This is a genomic window from Brevundimonas sediminis, assembly GCF_048799765.1.
Taxonomy (GTDB): domain Bacteria; phylum Pseudomonadota; class Alphaproteobacteria; order Caulobacterales; family Caulobacteraceae; genus Brevundimonas.
In genome coordinates, this window is sequence record NZ_JBLYQK010000012.1 from 23,157 (window position 1) to 39,312 (window position 16,156).

Annotated in this window: 17 protein-coding genes; 6 read left to right on the forward strand and 11 right to left on the reverse strand. The window is 68.4% G+C overall.

The window, feature by feature from the left end; translation table 11 throughout:
• Positions 1 to 53 precede the first annotated feature (53 nt).
• Positions 54 to 755, reverse strand: coding sequence for a YggS family pyridoxal phosphate-dependent enzyme (locus ACLQ7T_RS08810; RefSeq protein WP_420479088.1), 702 nt, complete (start codon positions 753 to 755; stop codon positions 54 to 56).
• On the opposite strand from ACLQ7T_RS08810, the gene ACLQ7T_RS08815 reads away from it, so the two are divergent.
• Positions 754 to 1,404 (forward strand): thiamine phosphate synthase, encoded by a 651-nt coding sequence (locus ACLQ7T_RS08815; RefSeq protein ID WP_420479089.1) that lies wholly within the window; start codon positions 754 to 756, stop codon positions 1,402 to 1,404. The genes ACLQ7T_RS08810 and ACLQ7T_RS08815 overlap by 2 nt on opposite strands.
• Here ACLQ7T_RS08815 and ACLQ7T_RS08820 read toward each other — a convergent pair whose 3' ends face one another.
• Complete coding sequence (locus ACLQ7T_RS08820) at positions 1,405 to 1,803, reverse strand: NtrZ family periplasmic regulatory protein (protein WP_420479090.1); 399 nt, start codon at positions 1,801 to 1,803, stop codon at positions 1,405 to 1,407. It lies immediately after the preceding gene.
• A 349-nt stretch (positions 1,804 to 2,152) separates the two neighbouring features.
• Between ACLQ7T_RS08820 and ACLQ7T_RS08825 the strand changes: the two genes are divergently transcribed.
• The 4 genes from ACLQ7T_RS08825 to holA all read left to right on the forward strand — a co-directional run bounded on the left by ACLQ7T_RS08825 (position 2,153) and on the right by holA (position 6,800).
• Entirely contained in the window at positions 2,153 to 2,596 is a 444-nt protein-coding gene (locus ACLQ7T_RS08825) for a DUF3576 domain-containing protein (protein ID WP_420479091.1), read from the forward strand.
• A gap of 66 nt (positions 2,597 to 2,662) precedes the next feature.
• Positions 2,663 to 5,263, forward strand: a complete 2,601-nt coding sequence (leuS, locus tag ACLQ7T_RS08830; protein ID WP_420479145.1) for a leucine--tRNA ligase — start codon at positions 2,663 to 2,665, stop codon at positions 5,261 to 5,263.
• Positions 5,263 to 5,751, forward strand: a complete 489-nt coding sequence (lptE, locus tag ACLQ7T_RS08835) for an LPS assembly lipoprotein LptE (protein WP_420479092.1) — start codon at positions 5,263 to 5,265, stop codon at positions 5,749 to 5,751. The genes leuS and lptE overlap by 1 nt, the downstream gene beginning before the upstream one ends.
• Positions 5,748 to 6,800, forward strand: a complete 1,053-nt coding sequence (gene holA / locus ACLQ7T_RS08840) for a DNA polymerase III subunit delta (protein ID WP_420479093.1) — start codon at positions 5,748 to 5,750, stop codon at positions 6,798 to 6,800. Before lptE ends, holA begins: the two co-directional genes overlap by 4 nt.
• Before the next feature lie 60 nt (positions 6,801 to 6,860).
• On the opposite strand, the gene ACLQ7T_RS08845 is transcribed toward holA, so the two are convergent.
• The 8 genes from ACLQ7T_RS08845 to ACLQ7T_RS08880 all read right to left on the reverse strand — a co-directional run bounded on the left by ACLQ7T_RS08845 (position 6,861) and on the right by ACLQ7T_RS08880 (position 13,612).
• The gene (locus ACLQ7T_RS08845; protein ID WP_420479094.1) at positions 6,861 to 7,049 is read right to left on the reverse strand and encodes a hypothetical protein; all 189 of its coding nucleotides are present in this window, start codon (positions 7,047 to 7,049) and stop codon (positions 6,861 to 6,863) included.
• The gene (locus ACLQ7T_RS08850) at positions 7,046 to 7,705 is read right to left on the reverse strand and encodes a class I SAM-dependent DNA methyltransferase (RefSeq protein ID WP_420479095.1); all 660 of its coding nucleotides are present in this window, start codon (positions 7,703 to 7,705) and stop codon (positions 7,046 to 7,048) included. Before ACLQ7T_RS08850 ends, ACLQ7T_RS08845 begins: the two co-directional genes overlap by 4 nt.
• Positions 7,674 to 8,561 carry a ParB/RepB/Spo0J family partition protein gene (locus tag ACLQ7T_RS08855; protein WP_420479096.1) on the reverse strand — a complete coding sequence of 296 codons (888 nt, stop codon included), beginning with the start codon at positions 8,559 to 8,561 and terminating at the stop codon, positions 7,674 to 7,676. The genes ACLQ7T_RS08850 and ACLQ7T_RS08855 overlap by 32 nt, the downstream gene beginning before the upstream one ends.
• A gap of 27 nt (positions 8,562 to 8,588) precedes the next feature.
• Positions 8,589 to 9,401, reverse strand: a complete 813-nt coding sequence (locus tag ACLQ7T_RS08860; protein ID WP_420479097.1) for a ParA family protein — start codon at positions 9,399 to 9,401, stop codon at positions 8,589 to 8,591.
• Entirely contained in the window at positions 9,391 to 9,957 is a 567-nt protein-coding gene (rsmG, locus tag ACLQ7T_RS08865; RefSeq protein ID WP_420479146.1) for a 16S rRNA (guanine(527)-N(7))-methyltransferase RsmG, read from the reverse strand. The genes ACLQ7T_RS08860 and rsmG overlap by 11 nt, the downstream gene beginning before the upstream one ends.
• A gap of 53 nt (positions 9,958 to 10,010) precedes the next feature.
• Positions 10,011 to 11,867 (reverse strand): tRNA uridine-5-carboxymethylaminomethyl(34) synthesis enzyme MnmG, encoded by a 1,857-nt coding sequence (gene mnmG, locus ACLQ7T_RS08870; protein WP_420479098.1) that lies wholly within the window; start codon positions 11,865 to 11,867, stop codon positions 10,011 to 10,013.
• A gap of 210 nt (positions 11,868 to 12,077) precedes the next feature.
• Entirely contained in the window at positions 12,078 to 13,382 is a 1,305-nt protein-coding gene (mnmE, locus tag ACLQ7T_RS08875; protein WP_420479099.1) for a tRNA uridine-5-carboxymethylaminomethyl(34) synthesis GTPase MnmE, read from the reverse strand.
• On the reverse strand, positions 13,379 to 13,612 hold the full coding sequence (locus ACLQ7T_RS08880) for a DUF6489 family protein (protein WP_420470117.1): 234 nt from the start codon (positions 13,610 to 13,612) through the stop codon (positions 13,379 to 13,381). Before ACLQ7T_RS08880 ends, mnmE begins: the two co-directional genes overlap by 4 nt.
• Positions 13,613 to 13,675: 63 nt before the next feature.
• Between ACLQ7T_RS08880 and ACLQ7T_RS08885 the strand changes: the two genes are divergently transcribed.
• On the forward strand, positions 13,676 to 14,665 hold the full coding sequence (locus ACLQ7T_RS08885) for a quinone oxidoreductase family protein (protein WP_420479100.1): 990 nt from the start codon (positions 13,676 to 13,678) through the stop codon (positions 14,663 to 14,665).
• A gap of 59 nt (positions 14,666 to 14,724) precedes the next feature.
• Here the strand turns inward: ACLQ7T_RS08885 and rho are convergent, their stop codons facing one another.
• Positions 14,725 to 16,131, reverse strand: coding sequence for a transcription termination factor Rho (gene rho, locus ACLQ7T_RS08890; RefSeq protein WP_420470115.1), 1,407 nt, complete (start codon positions 16,129 to 16,131; stop codon positions 14,725 to 14,727).
• Positions 16,132 to 16,156 lie beyond the last annotated feature (25 nt).

Consider the following 16,156-nt stretch of genomic DNA (forward strand, 5'->3'; position numbering starts at 1 on the left):
ATGGACAGAGCCGGTCCAAACGCCAAGGGCGCCGGTCCGTTGCGTGTCGATTTTCACTCCGGAGCGGTGGTTTCGCGAACCTGGCGCTCGCCGAACAGCGCCGAACCGACCCTCACATGGGTGGCCCCGAAGCGGATGGCGACCTCATAGTCCCCGCTCATGCCCATGGAGAGTCCGCCCAGGCCGTTCCGGCGGGCGATCTTTCGCAGAAGGGCGAAGTGGAGCCCCGGCGCCTCGTCGGCGGGCGGAATGCACATCAATCCCTCGACCCTGAGGCCGGCGGCGCGCGCGGAGGCGATCAGGGCGTCCGCGTCCTCCGGCAGGACCCCGGCCTTCTGCGGTTCCGCGCCGGTGTTCACCTGGACCAGGACCCGCGGGTTGCGGCCGGTCTTCGCGGCCTCCAGGGCCAGCGCCTGGACCAGTTTCACCCGGTCCACCGTCTCGATGACGTCGAACAGGGCCACGGCGTCGGCGACCTTGTTGGTTTGCAGGGGCCCGATCAGGCGCAACTCAAGCCCTGCCACGGTGCGACGCGACGTCCAGTGCGCCTGGGCTTCCTGAACCCGGTTCTCGCCGAACACCCTCTGGCCGGCGGCGAGGGCGGCCTCCAGCGCCGCATCGGGCTGGGTCTTGGTCACCGCCACCAGGGTCACCGTCTCCGGAGCGCGCCCGGCGATCCGGCAGGCGCGGGCGATCTTGCGACGGACCGTCTCGAAGCTGGACGTGATGACAGGATCGGAAGAAGAGAAGGTCATGAACCGGTCGGACGCGGATACCTTGTGGCGGATCGCCGGCTGTCTAGCCCGGGAGGCGACGAAAGTCAGCCGGACGGCCGGGCGATCGCGCCCCAACCTGCCGCCCCTTCTGTTCTTCACTGACCCGGAGCGCACCCCGGAACCCTGGCGGATCGCCGGGCGGCTGCCGGCGGGATCCGGCGTCGTCTACCGACATTTCGGCGCGCCGGACGCCCTGGAAACCGCGCGTCGCCTGCGCGAGGCGACACGAAAGCGCGACGTTCTGCTGCTGATCGGGCGGGATGCGGCCCTGGCGGACGCCGTGGAGGCGGACGGCGTGCATCTGCCCGAGGTGATGGCCGCCCGCGCCACCGTCCTTGCCGCCCGAAGACCGGACTGGACCCTGACCGCGGCGTTCCACGGCCACGCCGACTGTCCCGATTTCGATGGTCTGGACGCCTTGGTGGCGTCCCCGGTCTTCCCGGCCGGCGGCGCGTCGTCCGCCAGCCCGCCCCTGGGCGTCGAAGGACTGGCGGCCATCGTCCGCGGCGCAAGCTGTCCGGTCTACGCCCTCGGCGGCATCGACGCGTCGAACGCCTCGGCCCTCACCGGTTCAGGCGCATACGGGATCGCCGGCGTCGGTTCGATCCGCACGGCCTTCTCGGACTGATCAGAAGCGGAAGATCGATTCCAGACGGAAACGGGCGGTCGGACGCTCGGTCTGGGGCGCGCGGCCCGGATCGCGATCCTGTTCCGCAAGACCCGCGGCGGCGCCCACGCGGAGACGCGGGTTGACGCGGTAGTAGGCCCCGGCCTCGACGTCGCCGAGGTTATCCTCGCGGCCGACAGGCTGGTTGAGGTTCAGGTCCAGACCCCAGCGGCCCCGCTCGGTGAAGCGAAGGCGGCTCTGACCGGTGGAGGCGCCGGCGGCGCGCGCGGCGTTGGCGTCCGCCAGGGAGACCGTCGGCGCACGCGACCGCGAGGGCGCCGCCTGGGCCGCGGCGGCGTCGGCCATGGCGACGAGACCGAGGCCCGCGACCAGTCCAGCGATGACGGCGCTCTTGCGCATGTCCTGCCCTTCCCGTCACAGCGGGCATCCCGCCATGATCTGTTTCCGGCAGTTAGCGCCTGCCGGCCAGCCCGGTCAACGGAACGGCGCCGGTCGAGGCTTGTTCCCGCGAACTCTGACGGACTCCTGTGGCGTGCGCGTCACGTCCTTTTACACCCGCCGCGCGCGAAGGCCCCGGTTGCGCCGCCGGTTCAACAAGATCCGGCGCCGCCTGAAACGTCTTCGCCTTGTCATCGCCCCTTTTCGCCGTGTTATAGAGCCTCGCTTCGGTGCCGACCCGCGTTCGGGCGGTCCGGCGCGCTTGCTGGAAAGGGTCCGGCATGCGTCCCGTTCGAATGGAGAACTCTCTATGATGCTGGTTCGTGGCGCGACGATCGCCCTGATCGCTTCAGGCCTTGCCCTGGGCGCGTGCAGCTCGGTGCCGGGACTGCGTTCGGGCTCGGCCGACCAGGCTACCGCCACCCAGACGGGCATCGGTGTGAACGCCTATCTGTGGCGCGCCACCCTCGACACCTTCGCCTTCATGCCGCTGGCGAATGCGGATCCGTGGGGCGGGGTGATCAATTATGACTGGTACACCGACCCGCAGACGCCGAACGAGCGCTTCAAGGCGACCGTCTTCATTCTGGACACCCGCCTGCGCGCGGACGCCCTGAACGTCACCGTCACCAAGGAAGTCCGCAACGCCGAGGGCCAATGGGTCGCCGCGCCGGTGGCCGCCCAGACGGAAACCGACCTGGAAAACGCCATCCTGACGAAGGCGCGCCAGCTCAACCTCCAGAACGCCGGCTAATCTTCACTCCAGACGACCACCGCCTCCTCTAGGCCGCGTCCTTCAGGAGCAGCCTCAAGGATGACCGTGGCCCGCTACGAGCCCAAGACCGCAGAACCCCGCCAGCAGGCCCGCTGGGCGGCCGCCGATGCTTTCCGCACGCCGACGGAAGGGACCGGGAAGCCGAAATACTATGTGCTGGAGATGTTCCCCTACCCGTCGGGGAACATCCACATGGGCCATGCGCGCAACTATGTGATGGGCGACGTGGTGGCCCGCTCCAAGCGGGCGCAGGGCTTCGATGTCCTGCATCCGATGGGTTGGGACGCCTTCGGTCTGCCGGCCGAGAACGCCGCCATCGAACGCGGCATCCACCCCGGCGACTGGACCTGGTCGAACATCGCCAACATGCGCGACCAGCTGAAGCTGCTGGGCCTGTCGCTCGACTGGAGCCGCGAATTCGCCACCTGCGACCCGGCCTATTACGGCAAGCAGCAGGCCTGGTTCCTCGAGCTGTTCAAGCGCGGCCTGGTCTATCGCAAGGACTCGGTGGTCAATTGGGATCCGGTCGACAACACCGTGCTGGCCAATGAGCAGGTCGTCGACGGTCGCGGCTGGCGCTCGGGCGCCCTGGTCGAGAAGCGCAAGCTGAACCAGTGGTTCCTGCGCATCACGGACTACGCCGATGATCTGATCGAAGGCCTGAAGGAACTGGAGGGTCGCTGGCCCGAGAAGGTTCGCCTGATGCAGGAGAACTGGATCGGCAAGAGCCGCGGCGCGACCCTGTGGTGGAACATCGTCGAGGCCCCCGACGTCCTGCCGTCGTCGCCGGAGGGAGAGCCCAACCCCGCCCGCGATCCGATCGAGGTCTACACCACCCGCCCCGACACCCTGTTCGGCGCCAGCTTCCTGGCCCTGTCGGCGGACCACCCCCTGACCAAGGCTCTCGCCGCGCATCGCCCGGACGTTCAGGCCTTCATCGAGACCTGCGCCCGCTCGGGCACCAGCGAGGCCGACATCGAGAAGGCCGAGAAGCTGGGCGTCGATCTGGGCATCCGTGTGCAGCACCCGTTCGACCCCGACCGCACCGTGCCGGTCTGGGCCGCCAATTTCGTCCTGTCGACCTATGGCTCGGGCGCCATCTTCGGCTGCCCGGCCCACGACCAGCGCGACTTCGAGTTCGCCACCAAATACGCCCTGCCGATCATCCCGGTCGTGAGACCTGAAGACGCCGGTGACGATTTCAGCGTCGTGGACGAGGCCTACACCGGCCCGGGAGCCATCTTCCACTCGGCCTTCCTGGACGGACTGGACGTGGAGAGCGCCAAGGCCGAGGCCATTACCCGCCTGGAGGCGGCCGGACAGGGCAAGGGCGCGACCATCTATCGCCTCCGCGACTGGGGCATCAGCCGGCAGCGCTACTGGGGTTGTCCCATTCCCGTGATCCACTGTCCGTCGTGCGGCGCCGTTCCGGCCGCCGACCTGCCGGTGGAGCTTCCGAAGGACGTGTCCTTCGACCGGCCCGGCAATCCGCTGGACCATCACCCGACGTGGAAGCACGTCAAATGCCCGTCGTGTCACGGTGATGCGACCCGCGAAACCGACACCCTCGACACCTTCGTCGACTCCAGCTGGTATTTCGCCCGCTTCACCGATCCGACCGCGGCCGAGCCGATTTCGAAAGCGGCCGCGGACAAGTGGCTGCCGGTGGATCAGTACATCGGCGGGGTCGAGCATGCGGTCCTTCACCTGCTGTACGCCCGCTTCATCAGCCGCGCCCTGTCGGATGCGGGCCTGATGACCGTCAAGGAGCCCTTCGCCGGCCTCTTCACCCAGGGCATGGTGGTCCACGAGACCTATTCGGACGGCGTTGACGAGGTCGGTCGTCCGGTCTGGGTCGAGCCGACCGACGTGCGGCTCGAGACCGTGGACGGAAAGCGGGTCGCCACCCGCCTGTCCACCGGTTCGGCCCTGACCATCGGCGACATCGAGAAGATGTCGAAGTCCAAGAAGAACGTGGTCGCGCCGCAGGAGATCGTCGACACCTACGGCGTCGACGCCGGTCGTCTGTTCGTCCTGTCCGACAGCCCGCCGGAACGGGACGTGCAGTGGACGCCCGGCGGCGTCGAGGGCGCCAGCCGCTTCGTCCAGCGCGTCTGGGCCGAGGTGGACGGCTACGACCCCGCCTTCCCCGGCGAGGCTGACGCGAACGCCGCCCTGCTGCGCGAGACTCACAAGGCCATCAAGGCGGTGTCGGAAGGCATCAGCGGCTTCCGCTTCAACTCGGCCATCGCCAAGCTCTACGCCTTCGTCGCCACCGTGCGCGATCACCCGAAGGCGGGCGGCGACGCCCGGCGTCAGGCCCTGTCGGCCCTGCTGCGACTGGTCGCGCCCTTCACCCCGCACCTGGCCGAGGAAGGCTGGACGCGACTGGGCGAAGAGGGGATGATCCTGGACGCGCCCTGGCCGGAATACGATCCGGCGCTGGCGGCTGATGACGAGGTCGTCCTGCCCATCCAGGTCAACGGCAAGCGCCGCGGCGAAATCCGCGTCGCCCGGGGGCTGGAGCCGGCGGAGGTCGAGACCATCGTCCTGGCCGATCCGGATGTGCAGGCGCGTCTGGAGGGTCTGACCGTGAGAAAGATCGTCGTGGTCAAGGATCGCATCGTCAACGTGGTGGTGGCCTGATGAGGGCCCCCGCCGTCGCGCTTGTCGCATCGCTGGGACTGTCGGTCCTGCTGTCGGGTTGCGGCTTTACGCCCCTGTACGGCGACGCCGGCGCGGGCGGGTCCCTGTCGCGTATCGCCGTGACCACCCAGGACGACCGTCTGGGCTACCGCGTGCGGGAGCAGCTTGAGGATGCGCTGGGCCGCGACGGCTCCCGGCCGCCCCTGTGGCGCCTCGAGACGACCATCGAACAGTCGCGCCGCCCCCTGGGCCGCCGGATCGATGACACCGCGACCCGTTATGAGCTGACGGTGCGCGGCAGCTGGACCCTGACCCCCTCGACCGGCGGTGATCCGGTCACCGGCGTCGAGACCGTGACCACCACCTATGCGGCGGCGGACCAGCCCTATGCCGCCATCGCCGCCCAGCAGGACGGCGAGGAGCGCGCGGCCGCCGAGCTGGCGCGCCTGATCCGGCTGGACCTGCTTCGCGTCCTGTCCAACCCGTGATCCTCGCCAAGCGGCCCGAGGTCGATCGCTTCCTGAAGGCCCCGGACAAGGGGGTCCGGGCCGCCGTCATCCACGGCAAGGACCGGTCCGGCGTCGCCGAACGGGCCGAAATCCTGTGCAAGGCGATCACGCCCGACCTGAACGATCCGTTCAACGTCACCGTCCTCACGGACAGCGACATCGACGGCGACGAGACGAAGCTGGACGAGGCCCTGACCGCGCTCAGCATGATCGGCGGGCGGAGGCTGGTCCGCGTCCGCCTGTCGAACGAGAAGGCCTCCATCGACAAGATGCTGGCCGCCGCGCTGAAAGGCCACGCCGCCGGCGACTTCAACCCCGACTGCATGCTGGTCATCGAGGCGGGTGCACTGGGTCGCGACTCCGCCCTGCGCAAGGCCGCCGAGGCCGACAAGGCCGCCGTCGGCATCGCCTGCTACGAGGATGAGACCGGTGATGTGGCGCGGATGACCCGGGAAGCCCTGGCCGGAGACAAGGTCGGCCTGACCCAGGACGCCCTCGATCGCTTCGTGTCCCGCCTGCCCCGCGAGCGCGGCCTGATGCGACAGGAAATCGAACGCCTGATCCTCTACATCGGTCCCGGCAGCGGCCGCACCATCGACACCCCTGAACTGGAACAGCATCTGGGCGTGGAGCCGGACGCCTCGCTTCAGGACGCCGCGATCCAGGCGTTCGGCGGTCGGCCCGGCCCGGCCCAGGCCGGTCTCCGCCGCGCCTTCGCCGAGGGCGAGAGCCCCGTCATGGCCGTGAGACAAGCGTCGATCCACCTCGGAAAACTCAGGCGGATCAATATTCTCCAGGCGAACGGCGCCAACGCCAAGGAGGCCGCCAAGGCCGCCGGCGTGTTCTGGAAACAGGAGGCGGAGATGCTGCGCCAGGCCCGCAACTGGCGTCTGGAGGACCTCGACAGGGTTCTGGACAGCGTCAACACCGCCGACGTCGCCACCAAAACGACCGGCTCTCCCGACCAGCTCATCGCCGAACGCCTGCTGCTTGAAATCGCCGCGCGGGCCCGGCGGCTGGGGCTGTAGCCCCCTCCATCTCTCCGGCTACGCCGTCGAGCCACCTCCCCACGGCGTGGAGGGGTGCGGTCACCCCCGCTTCGAGGCCTTCCGGAACGCCGGCTTGTTGGCTGAGGCGCTCTGGTGGGCGCTGACCTTCTCGGCGTGCTGGGCGGGCTTGAAACCTCCGCTGGCGGCTGGTTTCCCGGCGCCGGCCTTCTTGGCGGCGAGGGCCTTCTTCATCGCTTCAGCGGTCGGATTGCTCGGCTTTTCGGTCATTCGCCCATCCTGCCACCGGTGCGCAGGGCAAGCCAGACATTGGCGCCGCCGCAGTCCGGATCATTCTCGACCTGGGCCAGAACCTCGAAGCCGACGGCCTTAAGCCCCGCGCGATAGGCCGAGACCGACAGACTGCCATGATAGAGCGGCTCTCCGCGCCATTCACCGATCACAGCCCCCTCCTCCGTACCGCTGGTGAACATCAGGACTCCGCCGGGCTTCAGATGCCGCGCATAAACGTCGAACATCCCGCGCTGGGCTTCCGGATCGAGGTGGAAGACACTGTGCCAGGCGATCAGGCCGTCAAACGACCGCCCCAGATCCAGCCCGCGCATGTCCGCGATGATCCAGTCGTGCCCGGGAAAGCGTTGGATGCACAGGTCGACAAGGCCCGGCGCCGCATCCACGCCCGTTATCGTCCGGCCCTGTTCGATCAGATAGCGCGCAACCGGTTCGCCTGAGCCGCAGCCGAGGTCCAGAACCTGTCCCTGAGGCGGGACATGGATCAGAAACCGGTCCAGCCAAGGCCTCTCAAACAGGGAGCGGCTCCGATCCGCATCCCAGTCGGCGGCCCGGCGGTTGTAGAGATCAATAACCTCGTCCGCCGGCCCTGCCACGCCGCCGTCAGCCGCGCATGAGCCGGCGGCAGAGATCATCCAGCTGCTCCAGCGTGCCGTAGCGGATGGTGATTTCACCCTTGCCGCCCTTGTCCGACAGCTGAACCTTCAGGCCGAGGGCGTCGGCCAGATCCTGCTCCAGCGCGGCCACGTCGGCCGAGCCCTCGCCGTCGGCGCGAGCCGCGCCCGGCCTGACCGGCTTCGGCCCTTCCGCCGAACGACGGGCCAGGGCCTCGGCCTGACGCACATTCAGCCCCTCGCGCACGATCTGGTCGGCCAGATCCCCCGCGTTGACGGTGTTGATCAGGGCCCGGGCATGGCCGGCGCTCAGCCGGCCGTCGCGCACATAGTCCAGCACCTCTTCAGGCAGCTGCAGCAGGCGCAGGGTGTTGGCGACATGACTGCGGCTCTTGCCGACGATGCCCGCGACCGCGTCCTGGGTCCGGCCGAAGCGGTTCATCAGCTGGCGATAGGCGTCCGCCTCTTCCAGCGGGTTCAGATCCGCGCGCTGGACGTTCTCGATGATCGCGACCTCGAAGACCTCGACGTCGTCCATCTCACGAACGACGACCGGCACCTCGGTCAGGCGGGCCATCTGCGAGGCGCGCCAGCGACGTTCGCCGGCGATGATCTGCCAGACCCCGTCCTCACCGGGTTGCGACCGCACGAGGATCGGCTGCAGCACGCCCTTGTCCCGGATCGAGGTCGACAGCTCCTCGAGGATTTCCGGGGTGAAGATCTTGCGGGGCTGGTCCGGGTTCGGCTTCAGGCTTTCGATCGGCACGATCCGCACGCCCGCGGGCGGCGGCGAACCGTCCACCGCCACGACCTCGGTGGCCTGCTCCCCGAGAAGGGCCGACAATCCCCGGCCGAGGCCGCGCTGACGTTCGCTCAAAATACTGATTCCGTTCTTCTAATTTTCTCAGGCCGCCTGCTTCAGGCGCTTGCGCTCACGCGCCACCACCTCACGCGCAAGCTTCAGATAGGCCTGGCTTCCCGCGCACTTCAGATCGTAGATCAGCGCCGGCTTGCCGAACGACGGCGCCTCGGCCACCCGCACGTTTCGCGGAATGACACTGTCATAGACCTTGTCGCCGAAGTGGTTGCGCACGTCATTGGCCACCTGCCCCGACAGGGCGCTGCGGCGATCGTACATCGTCAGGACGAGACCCTGAATCTCCAGCGCCGGGTTCAGGCTCTGGCGCACCATCTCGACGGTCTTCATCAGCTGGGTCAGCCCCTCCAGCGCGAAGAACTCGCACTGAAGCGGAACCAGAACCGCGTCGGCGGCCGCCATGGCGTTCAGGGTCAGAAGGTTCAGCGAGGGCGGACAATCGATCAGGACATAGTCATACCGGGTCTGACCGTCACGGCCTTGCGCCGCCAGCGCGTCCCGCAGGCGGAACGAGCGGCGGTCTGCATGGCCCAGCTCGATCTCCACGCCCGACATGTCGGCGTCGGCCGGAATGATGTGCAGGCCCGGGACCGTGGTCTGAACGGCGGCGTCATCAACCGAACGCCCGTCCACAACGACGTCATAGATGGTCACCCGGCGTGTTTCACGTGGAACACCCAGGCCGGTGGAGGCATTGCCCTGCGGGTCCATGTCGACGATCAGAACCTTTTCGCCGATCGCGGCGAGGGCGGTGCCCAGGTTGATGGCCGTGGTCGTCTTGCCCACCCCGCCCTTCTGATTGGAAACGGCGAGGACGCGGGTCTTTTTCTCAGCGCGCACGGCGGAGGCTCCGGACGGATACGATACGGCCGCGCGGATCACTGCGCGAGACGAAGAGGTCGGAGTCAAAATGCCAGACCCGGCGGGCCTCTGCCACCTCGAGCTCGGCCTTTTCCCCCTTCAGGAACAGCCCCTGTGCGCCACGTTGTAGATAAGGCTGTGCATAGCCGAGGAGTTTCTCCATCGGCGCCACCGCGCGCGCCGTGACGACGTTCACCGTCACAGCGTTCTCCTCCGCGCGGCCATTGATGACTGTCGCCCGCAGCGACAGCGCATCCACCACCTCCTGCAGGAAGCGGCACCGCTTGCCGAGACTGTCGATCAACCAGACATGCGACCTGGGATCGGTCTTCAACATGATGGCCAGCACGACGCCCGGGAAACCCGCCCCCGCTCCGAGATCCGCCCAGGTCTTCGCCCCCGGCGCCATGTCCAGCAGTTGGGCCGAGTCCCGGAAATGTCGCCCCCAGACGTCCGGAAGCGTATCCGGCCCGATCAGATTCATCACCGCATTGGCCTCGGTCAGCCGGACGACGAACCGCTCCAGATCGCCCATCTGCGCCGGCGTGGCGTTGAACTCCGCCTGGAAGGCGGCCGCATCATAGGTACTCACGCGTCAGCCTTCGCCTTCTTCACATGCGACAACAGGGCCGTCAGGGCGCCCGGCGTCATGCCCTCGATCCGACCCGCCTGCCCGAGGGTTCGGGGCTGGACGCGGATCAGCTTCTCCTTGACCTCGTTCGACAGGCTGCCGATGGCGGCGTAGTCGAGGTCCACCGGCAGGGCCAGGGCCTCCTCCCGACGCAGGGCTTCGGCGTCGGCGGCCTGGCGGTCCAGATAACCGGCATAGCCCGCATCGATGGTGATCTGCTCGCGGACCTGCGGAGACCAGTCGGCGATCCCGGGGCGAACCGGCAGGAAGGTGTCCAGCGTCACGTCCGGGAAGGACAGAAGGTCCCGGATCGACCGCCGCTGGCCGTCGGCGTTCACCCGGATGCCGAGCGCACCCGCTTCCTTGGGCGTGAACAGGGTTTCACGTGAAACAGCGGTCGCCGCCGCCAGCTCGGCGGCCTTGCTGGCGAAAGCTGCGGCCCTGCGCGCCCCGACAACGCCCGCTGCGATGCCCAGCGGCGTCAGGCGCTGGTCGGCGTTATCGGCCCGCAGGGTCAGCCGATACTCGGCCCGGCTGGTGAACATCCGGTAGGGCTCGGTCACACCCTTGGTGACCAGATCGTCGATCATCACTCCGATATAGGCCTGGTCGCGGCCGAAGATGATCGGCGGCTGTCCGGCCGCGGCGCGCGCGGCGTTCAGCCCGGCCATCAGGCCTTGCGCCCCCGCCTCCTCGTAGCCGGTCGTGCCGTTGATCTGGCCGGCCAGATAGAGGCCCGGGCGCTTCTTCACTTCCAGCGCCGGGGTCAGTTCGCGCGGATCGACATAGTCGTATTCGATGGCGTAGCCGAAGCGGAACACCTCGACCTCTTCCAGACCCGGAATGGTCCGCAGGAAGGCCAGCTGGGTCGCGTCGGACACAGAAGTCGAAATGCCGTTCGGGTAGACCGTCGGATCGTCGAGTCCCTCCGGCTCGAGGAAGATCTGGTGCGAGGTCTTGTCGGCGAACCGCACCACCTTGTCCTCGATGGACGGGCAGTAACGGGGGCCGCGCCCCGACAGGTGACCGCCATAGACGGCGCTCTCCCCCAGGTTTTCAGCAATGATCCGATGCGTTTCTTCCGTGGTGTGGGTCACGCCGCAGGTGATCTGGGGCACCTCGATCCGATCGGTGAGGAAGCTGAACGGCACGGGCTGCTCATCCGCCGCCTGGTGCTCCAGTCGGTCCCAGGCGATGGTGCGCCCGTCCAGCCGCGCCGGGGTGCCGGTCTTCAGCCGTCCCATCTGCAGACCGGCGCCGTAGAGGTCGGCGGCCAGACCGGTCGACGGCGCCTCGCCGTGCCGGCCGGCGGGCGTGCGTTCGTCGCCCTTGTGAATGACGCCGTTCAGGAAGGTGCCGGTCGTCAGCACGACCGCGCCGGCCGACAGGGCCACGCCACTCTCGGTGACCACGCCGGTCACCCGGTCGCCGTCGCGGATCAGACTTTCCGCCGTACCGGCCATCAGCTCAAGGTTCGGGGTCTGCGCCAGTTCGGCCTGCATCGCCTCGCGATACAGCCGGCGGTCGATCTGACTGCGCGGGCCCTGCACCGCCGCCCCCTTCGAGCGGTTCAGCAGGCGGAACTGGATGCCGGACACATCGCCCAGGCGTCCCATGACGCCATCCAGGGCGTCGATCTCCCGCACGAGGTGGCCCTTGCCCAGACCACCGATGGCCGGGTTGCAGGACATCTCGCCCACAGTCTCGAGCTTCTGGGTCAGCAGCAGGGTGCGCGCGCCGGTCCGCGCCGACGCGGCCGCGGCCTCGCACCCGGCGTGCCCGCCGCCAATGACGATGACATCAAAGGATTTCATCGCCGGGACATAGTCGAAACGGACCGGTTTTTCCACCGGCGCCGTGGCGGTGTTTCACGTGAAACAACCCCTCCGTCTCTCCGGCTTCGTCGTCGAGCCACCTCCCCACTACATGGAGAGGTGAGTGCGAGCCATCACCTCTCCAGCGAAGCTGGGGAGGGGGACCATGCGAAGCCCTCGGGCGGAGCATGGTGGAGGGGTCAGGTCAGCTCACTTCCCGATGCAGAACGTCGAGAAGACCTCGCCCAGAATATCCTCGACGCCGATCGATCCCGTGACCCGGGCCAGCGCCTCCGCCGCGCGACGGAGGTCGTCGCCCGCCATTTCCGGCGCCAGATCAAGCGCGCGCCGCCCGGCCTCGACCGACGCCAGCGCCTCCTCCAGACGACGGCGGTGGCGTTCGCGGGTGACCGCCGGGAAGTCGGCGCCGGACAGATCTCGGGCGAGGCGGGCGGCGATCCAGTCGTGCAGCGCCGCCATCCCCTCCCCCGTCGTGGTGCTGACGATCAGGGCTTCGCGGTCATCCACGGACGCCGCGCCGAGATCGGCCTTGGTCAGAACGACCAGATCGCCCGGTCGCGCATACGCCGCCGCCACCCCGTCCACATCACCGGGCGCCCGGACCCAGAGACGCAGTTCGGCCTGCTCGGCCCGGACCCGCGCCCGGCGCACGCCTTCGGCCTCGACCGGATCGTCGCTGTCGCGCAGGCCCGCCGTGTCGGACAGGGTCACCGCGTATCCACCGATGACGAGATCGGCGTCCAGCACGTCGCGCGTCGTCCCCGCGATGGGGGTGACGATCGCCGCCTCGCGCGCGACCAGCGCATTGAACAACGACGACTTGCCCGCATTGGTCTCGCCGATCAGGACGATGCGATAGCCCTCGCGCACCCGCTCGCCGCGCCCGGCGTCCGCCAGCGCGCCCTTCAGGTCGGCGATCAATCCGTCCAGAACCGGCCCGGCCGTGCGGGCCAGATTGTCCGGCACCTCCTCGTCGGGGAAATCGATCTCGGCCTCGACCAGGGCCAGGGCCTTGAGCAGATCACGGCGGAAGCCGGCATAGGCGGCGCCCAGGGCTCCGTCCAACTGCCCGAGGGCCTGCGCCGCCTGCGCCGTCGTCTCGGCGTCGATCAGGTCAGCGACGGCCTCGGCCTGGGCCAGGTCCATGCGTCCATTCTCGAACGCCCGACGCGTGAACTCGCCCGGATCGGCGGGACGCAGGCCGAGACCAACCAGCGCCCTCGACGCCGCCTCGACCACCGCCCGTCCACCGTGCAGATGCAGTTCGGCGCAGTCCTCGCCGGTGTAGGAATTCGGTCCCGGGAAGCGCAGCACCAGCGCCTGATCGACCGCCCGCCCCTCATGGGTCAGGGTTCGCAGCGAGGCCATCCGCGCCTTCAGTCCGCCGGCGCCCAGGCCGGCCAGGGCCGCGTCCGTGCCCGGACCGCTCAGCCGCACAATGGCGATCGCCCCCCGGCCGGGCGGGGTGGCGAGGGCGAAGATGGTGTCGGTCACTTGGCGGCGCCCACCGCCCCTTCCATCAGGCGGCGGAACTGGTCCTGGGCCTGAAGGCCGAAGCTGGTCCAGGTCTTCATCAGCTCCTCGGGTTGCATGGCGGCGACATTGGCCGCCATCCGCTTCTGCATCTCGGCGACCATGGCGTCGTTCAGCGGGGTCACGTCCGGCAGGCCCAGGAAGGCGCGCGCCTCTGCGGGGGTGCAGTCGATCTCGACGTTGATTTTCATGGGATCGCTCCAATCTGTCAGGGACAGTCCTAGACCAATCCGGCCTGCCAAAGGAACCCGAGCATGTCCTTCCCCTCGACCCAGTCCGCCGTCCGTTTCGATCATCATGGCGGGGCCGAGGTTCTGGAGCTGGTCGAGGTCCCCGTCCCCTCCCCCGGGCCGGGTGAAATCCTCATCCGCAACGTCGCGGTCGGGCTGAACTTCATCGACATCTACCAGCGGACCGGCCTCTACCCCCTGCCCCTCCCCTCCGGTCTCGGAAAAGAGTCGGCAGGCGTTGTCGAGGCGGTCGGCGAAGGCGTGACCCGCTTCAAGGTCGGCGACCGCGTCGCCACCGCCACTGCCCCGGTCGGCGCCTACAGCCAGTTCCACCTGATGCCCGAGACGGCCGCGGTCGCCGTGCCGGACGACATCAGCTTGGAGGTCGCGGCCGCTGTCATGCTCAAGGGAATGACCGCCGAGTTCCTGATCAACCGCGCGTTTCACGTGAAACAGGGTGATGAGATCCTGCTCCACGCCGCCGCCGGCGGGGTCGGCCTGATCCTCGGCCAATGGGCGAAGTCGCTGGGCGCCACCGTCATCGGCACGGTTGGGTCCGAGGGCAAGGCCGAGCTCGCCAGGGCCCACGGCAGCGACCACGCCATCCTCTATGACCGCGAGGACGTGGCCGCGCGTGTGAGGGAGATCACCGAAGGCCGGGGCGTGGCCGTCGCCTATGACTCCGTCGGCCAGTCGACCTTCGAATCCTCGCTGGCCAGTCTGAAACGGCGCGGAACCCTGGTCCTGTTCGGCAATGCGTCCGGCCCGGTGCCGCCGTTCGATCCGCTGCGCCTCTCGCGCGGCGGCTCCCTCTACGTCACCCGCCCCACCCTGTTCGACTACGTCGCCACGGTGGAAGAGCTCGACGCCAGCGCCGCCGCCCTGTTCGCCGTCATCCGCTCCGGCGCCGTGAAGGTCGAGATCGGCCAGACCTTCCCGCTGGCGGAAGTGCGTCAGGCGCATGAGGCTTTGGCCGGGCGGAAGACGACGGGCTCGACGTTGCTGATCCCCTGAAACAGAAAGGGCCCCGGATCGCTCCGGGGCCCTTTCCGTATCCGGTCCGCGGCTGCGGATCAGGTGTTCATCGACTGGAAGAAGTCGGCGTTGTTCTTCGACTGGCGCAGCTTGTCGAGCAGGAACTCGATCGCGTCCTGCGGGCCCATCGGGTTGAGGATGCGGCGCAGGACATAGGTCTTGGCCAGCTGGTCCTTCGGCGTGATGAGGTCTTCCTTGCGGGTGCCCGACTTGAGCACGTCGATGGCCGGGAAGATGCGCTTGTCCGCGACCTTGCGGTCCAGGACGATTTCCGAGTTACCGGTGCCCTTGAACTCTTCGAAGATCACCTCGTCCATGCGCGAGCCGGTGTCGATCAGGGCGGTGGCGATGATGGTCAGCGAACCGCCCTGTTCCACGTTCCGCGCGGCGCCGAAGAAGCGCTTCGGACGCTGCAGGGCGTTGGCGTCGACACCGCCGGTCAGCACCTTGCCCGACGACGGGACGGTGGCGTTGTAGGCGCGGCCCAGACGGGTGATTGAGTCCAGCAGGATCACCACGTCCTTCTTGTGCTCGACCAGGCGCTTGGCCTTTTCGATCACCATTTCGGCGACGGCGACGTGGCGGGTGGCCGGCTCGTCGAAGGTCGAGGCGATGACCTCGCCCTTCACCGTGCGCTGCATGTCCGTCACTTCTTCCGGACGCTCGTCGATCAGCAGGACGATCAGGAAGACTTCCGGATGGTTCTTCTCGATCGACTTGGCGATGTTCTGCAGCATGACCGTCTTGCCGACGCGCGGCGGGGCGACGATCAGGCAGCGCTGGCCCTTGCCGAGCGGGGCCACGATGTCGATGACCCGGCCCGAGCGATCCTTCAGGGTCGGGTCCTGGATCTCCATGTGGATCCGCTCTTCGGGATAGAGCGGGGTCAGGTTGTCGAACAGGACCTTGGTCTTGACCAGTTCCGGGTCTTCCAGATTGATCGTGTCGACCTTCAGCAGGGCGAAGTAGCGCTCGCCCTCGCGCGGGCCGCGGACGGCGCCGTGGATGGTGTCGCCCGAACGCAGGCCGAAGCGGCGGATCTGCGACGGCGAAACGTAGATATCGTCCGGACCCGGAAGATAGTTGGCGTCCGGGCTGCGCAGGAAGCCGAAGCCGTCCGGCAGGATTTCCAGCACGCCGTCGGCGATGATCTCGACCTCTTCCTCGGCCAGGGCCTTGAGGATGGCGAACAGCAGGTCCTGCTTGCGCAGGTTCGAGGCGTTCTCGACCTCCAGGCCCTCGGCGAAGGCGACCAGGTCTTCCGGCGTCTTGGCGTTCAGCTCGGCCAGGGTGATGCGGCCGTTCGGGACGATCGGCTCGCCGTCCTCGTCCTCGTCAGCCTCCTGGTCGACCATCGGCAGGTCGGCGGCGGAGACCTCGTTTGAGGCGGTCTCCGGGGTTTCGGTCTCGGGCGCGGTCGGATCGGTGTCGCGGACGTCGGTCATGGGTCTTCGTCTTCTTGGCGTGCAG

Coding starts and splice junctions, on each gene's coding strand:
- ACLQ7T_RS08815 (WP_420479089.1), top strand. CDS start 754: ATGAACCGGTCGGACGCGGATACCTTGTGGCGGATCGCCGGCTGTCTA.
- ACLQ7T_RS08810 (WP_420479088.1), bottom strand. CDS start 755: ATGACCTTCTCTTCTTCCGATCCTGTCATCACGTCCAGCTTCGAGACG.
- ACLQ7T_RS08820 (WP_420479090.1), bottom strand. CDS start 1,803: ATGCGCAAGAGCGCCGTCATCGCTGGACTGGTCGCGGGCCTCGGTCTC.
- ACLQ7T_RS08825 (WP_420479091.1), top strand. CDS start 2,153: ATGATGCTGGTTCGTGGCGCGACGATCGCCCTGATCGCTTCAGGCCTT.
- lptE (WP_420479092.1), top strand. CDS start 5,263: ATGAGGGCCCCCGCCGTCGCGCTTGTCGCATCGCTGGGACTGTCGGTC.
- ACLQ7T_RS08845 (WP_420479094.1), bottom strand. CDS start 7,049: ATGACCGAAAAGCCGAGCAATCCGACCGCTGAAGCGATGAAGAAGGCC.
- ACLQ7T_RS08850 (WP_420479095.1), bottom strand. CDS start 7,705: ATGATCTCTGCCGCCGGCTCATGCGCGGCTGACGGCGGCGTGGCAGGG.
- rsmG (WP_420479146.1), bottom strand. CDS start 9,957: ATGGGCGATCTGGAGCGGTTCGTCGTCCGGCTGACCGAGGCCAATGCG.
- mnmG (WP_420479098.1), bottom strand. CDS start 11,867: ATGAAATCCTTTGATGTCATCGTCATTGGCGGCGGGCACGCCGGGTGC.
- ACLQ7T_RS08880 (WP_420470117.1), bottom strand. CDS start 13,612: ATGAAAATCAACGTCGAGATCGACTGCACCCCCGCAGAGGCGCGCGCC.
- ACLQ7T_RS08885 (WP_420479100.1), top strand. CDS start 13,676: ATGTCCTTCCCCTCGACCCAGTCCGCCGTCCGTTTCGATCATCATGGC.
- rho (WP_420470115.1), bottom strand. CDS start 16,131: ATGACCGACGTCCGCGACACCGATCCGACCGCGCCCGAGACCGAAACC.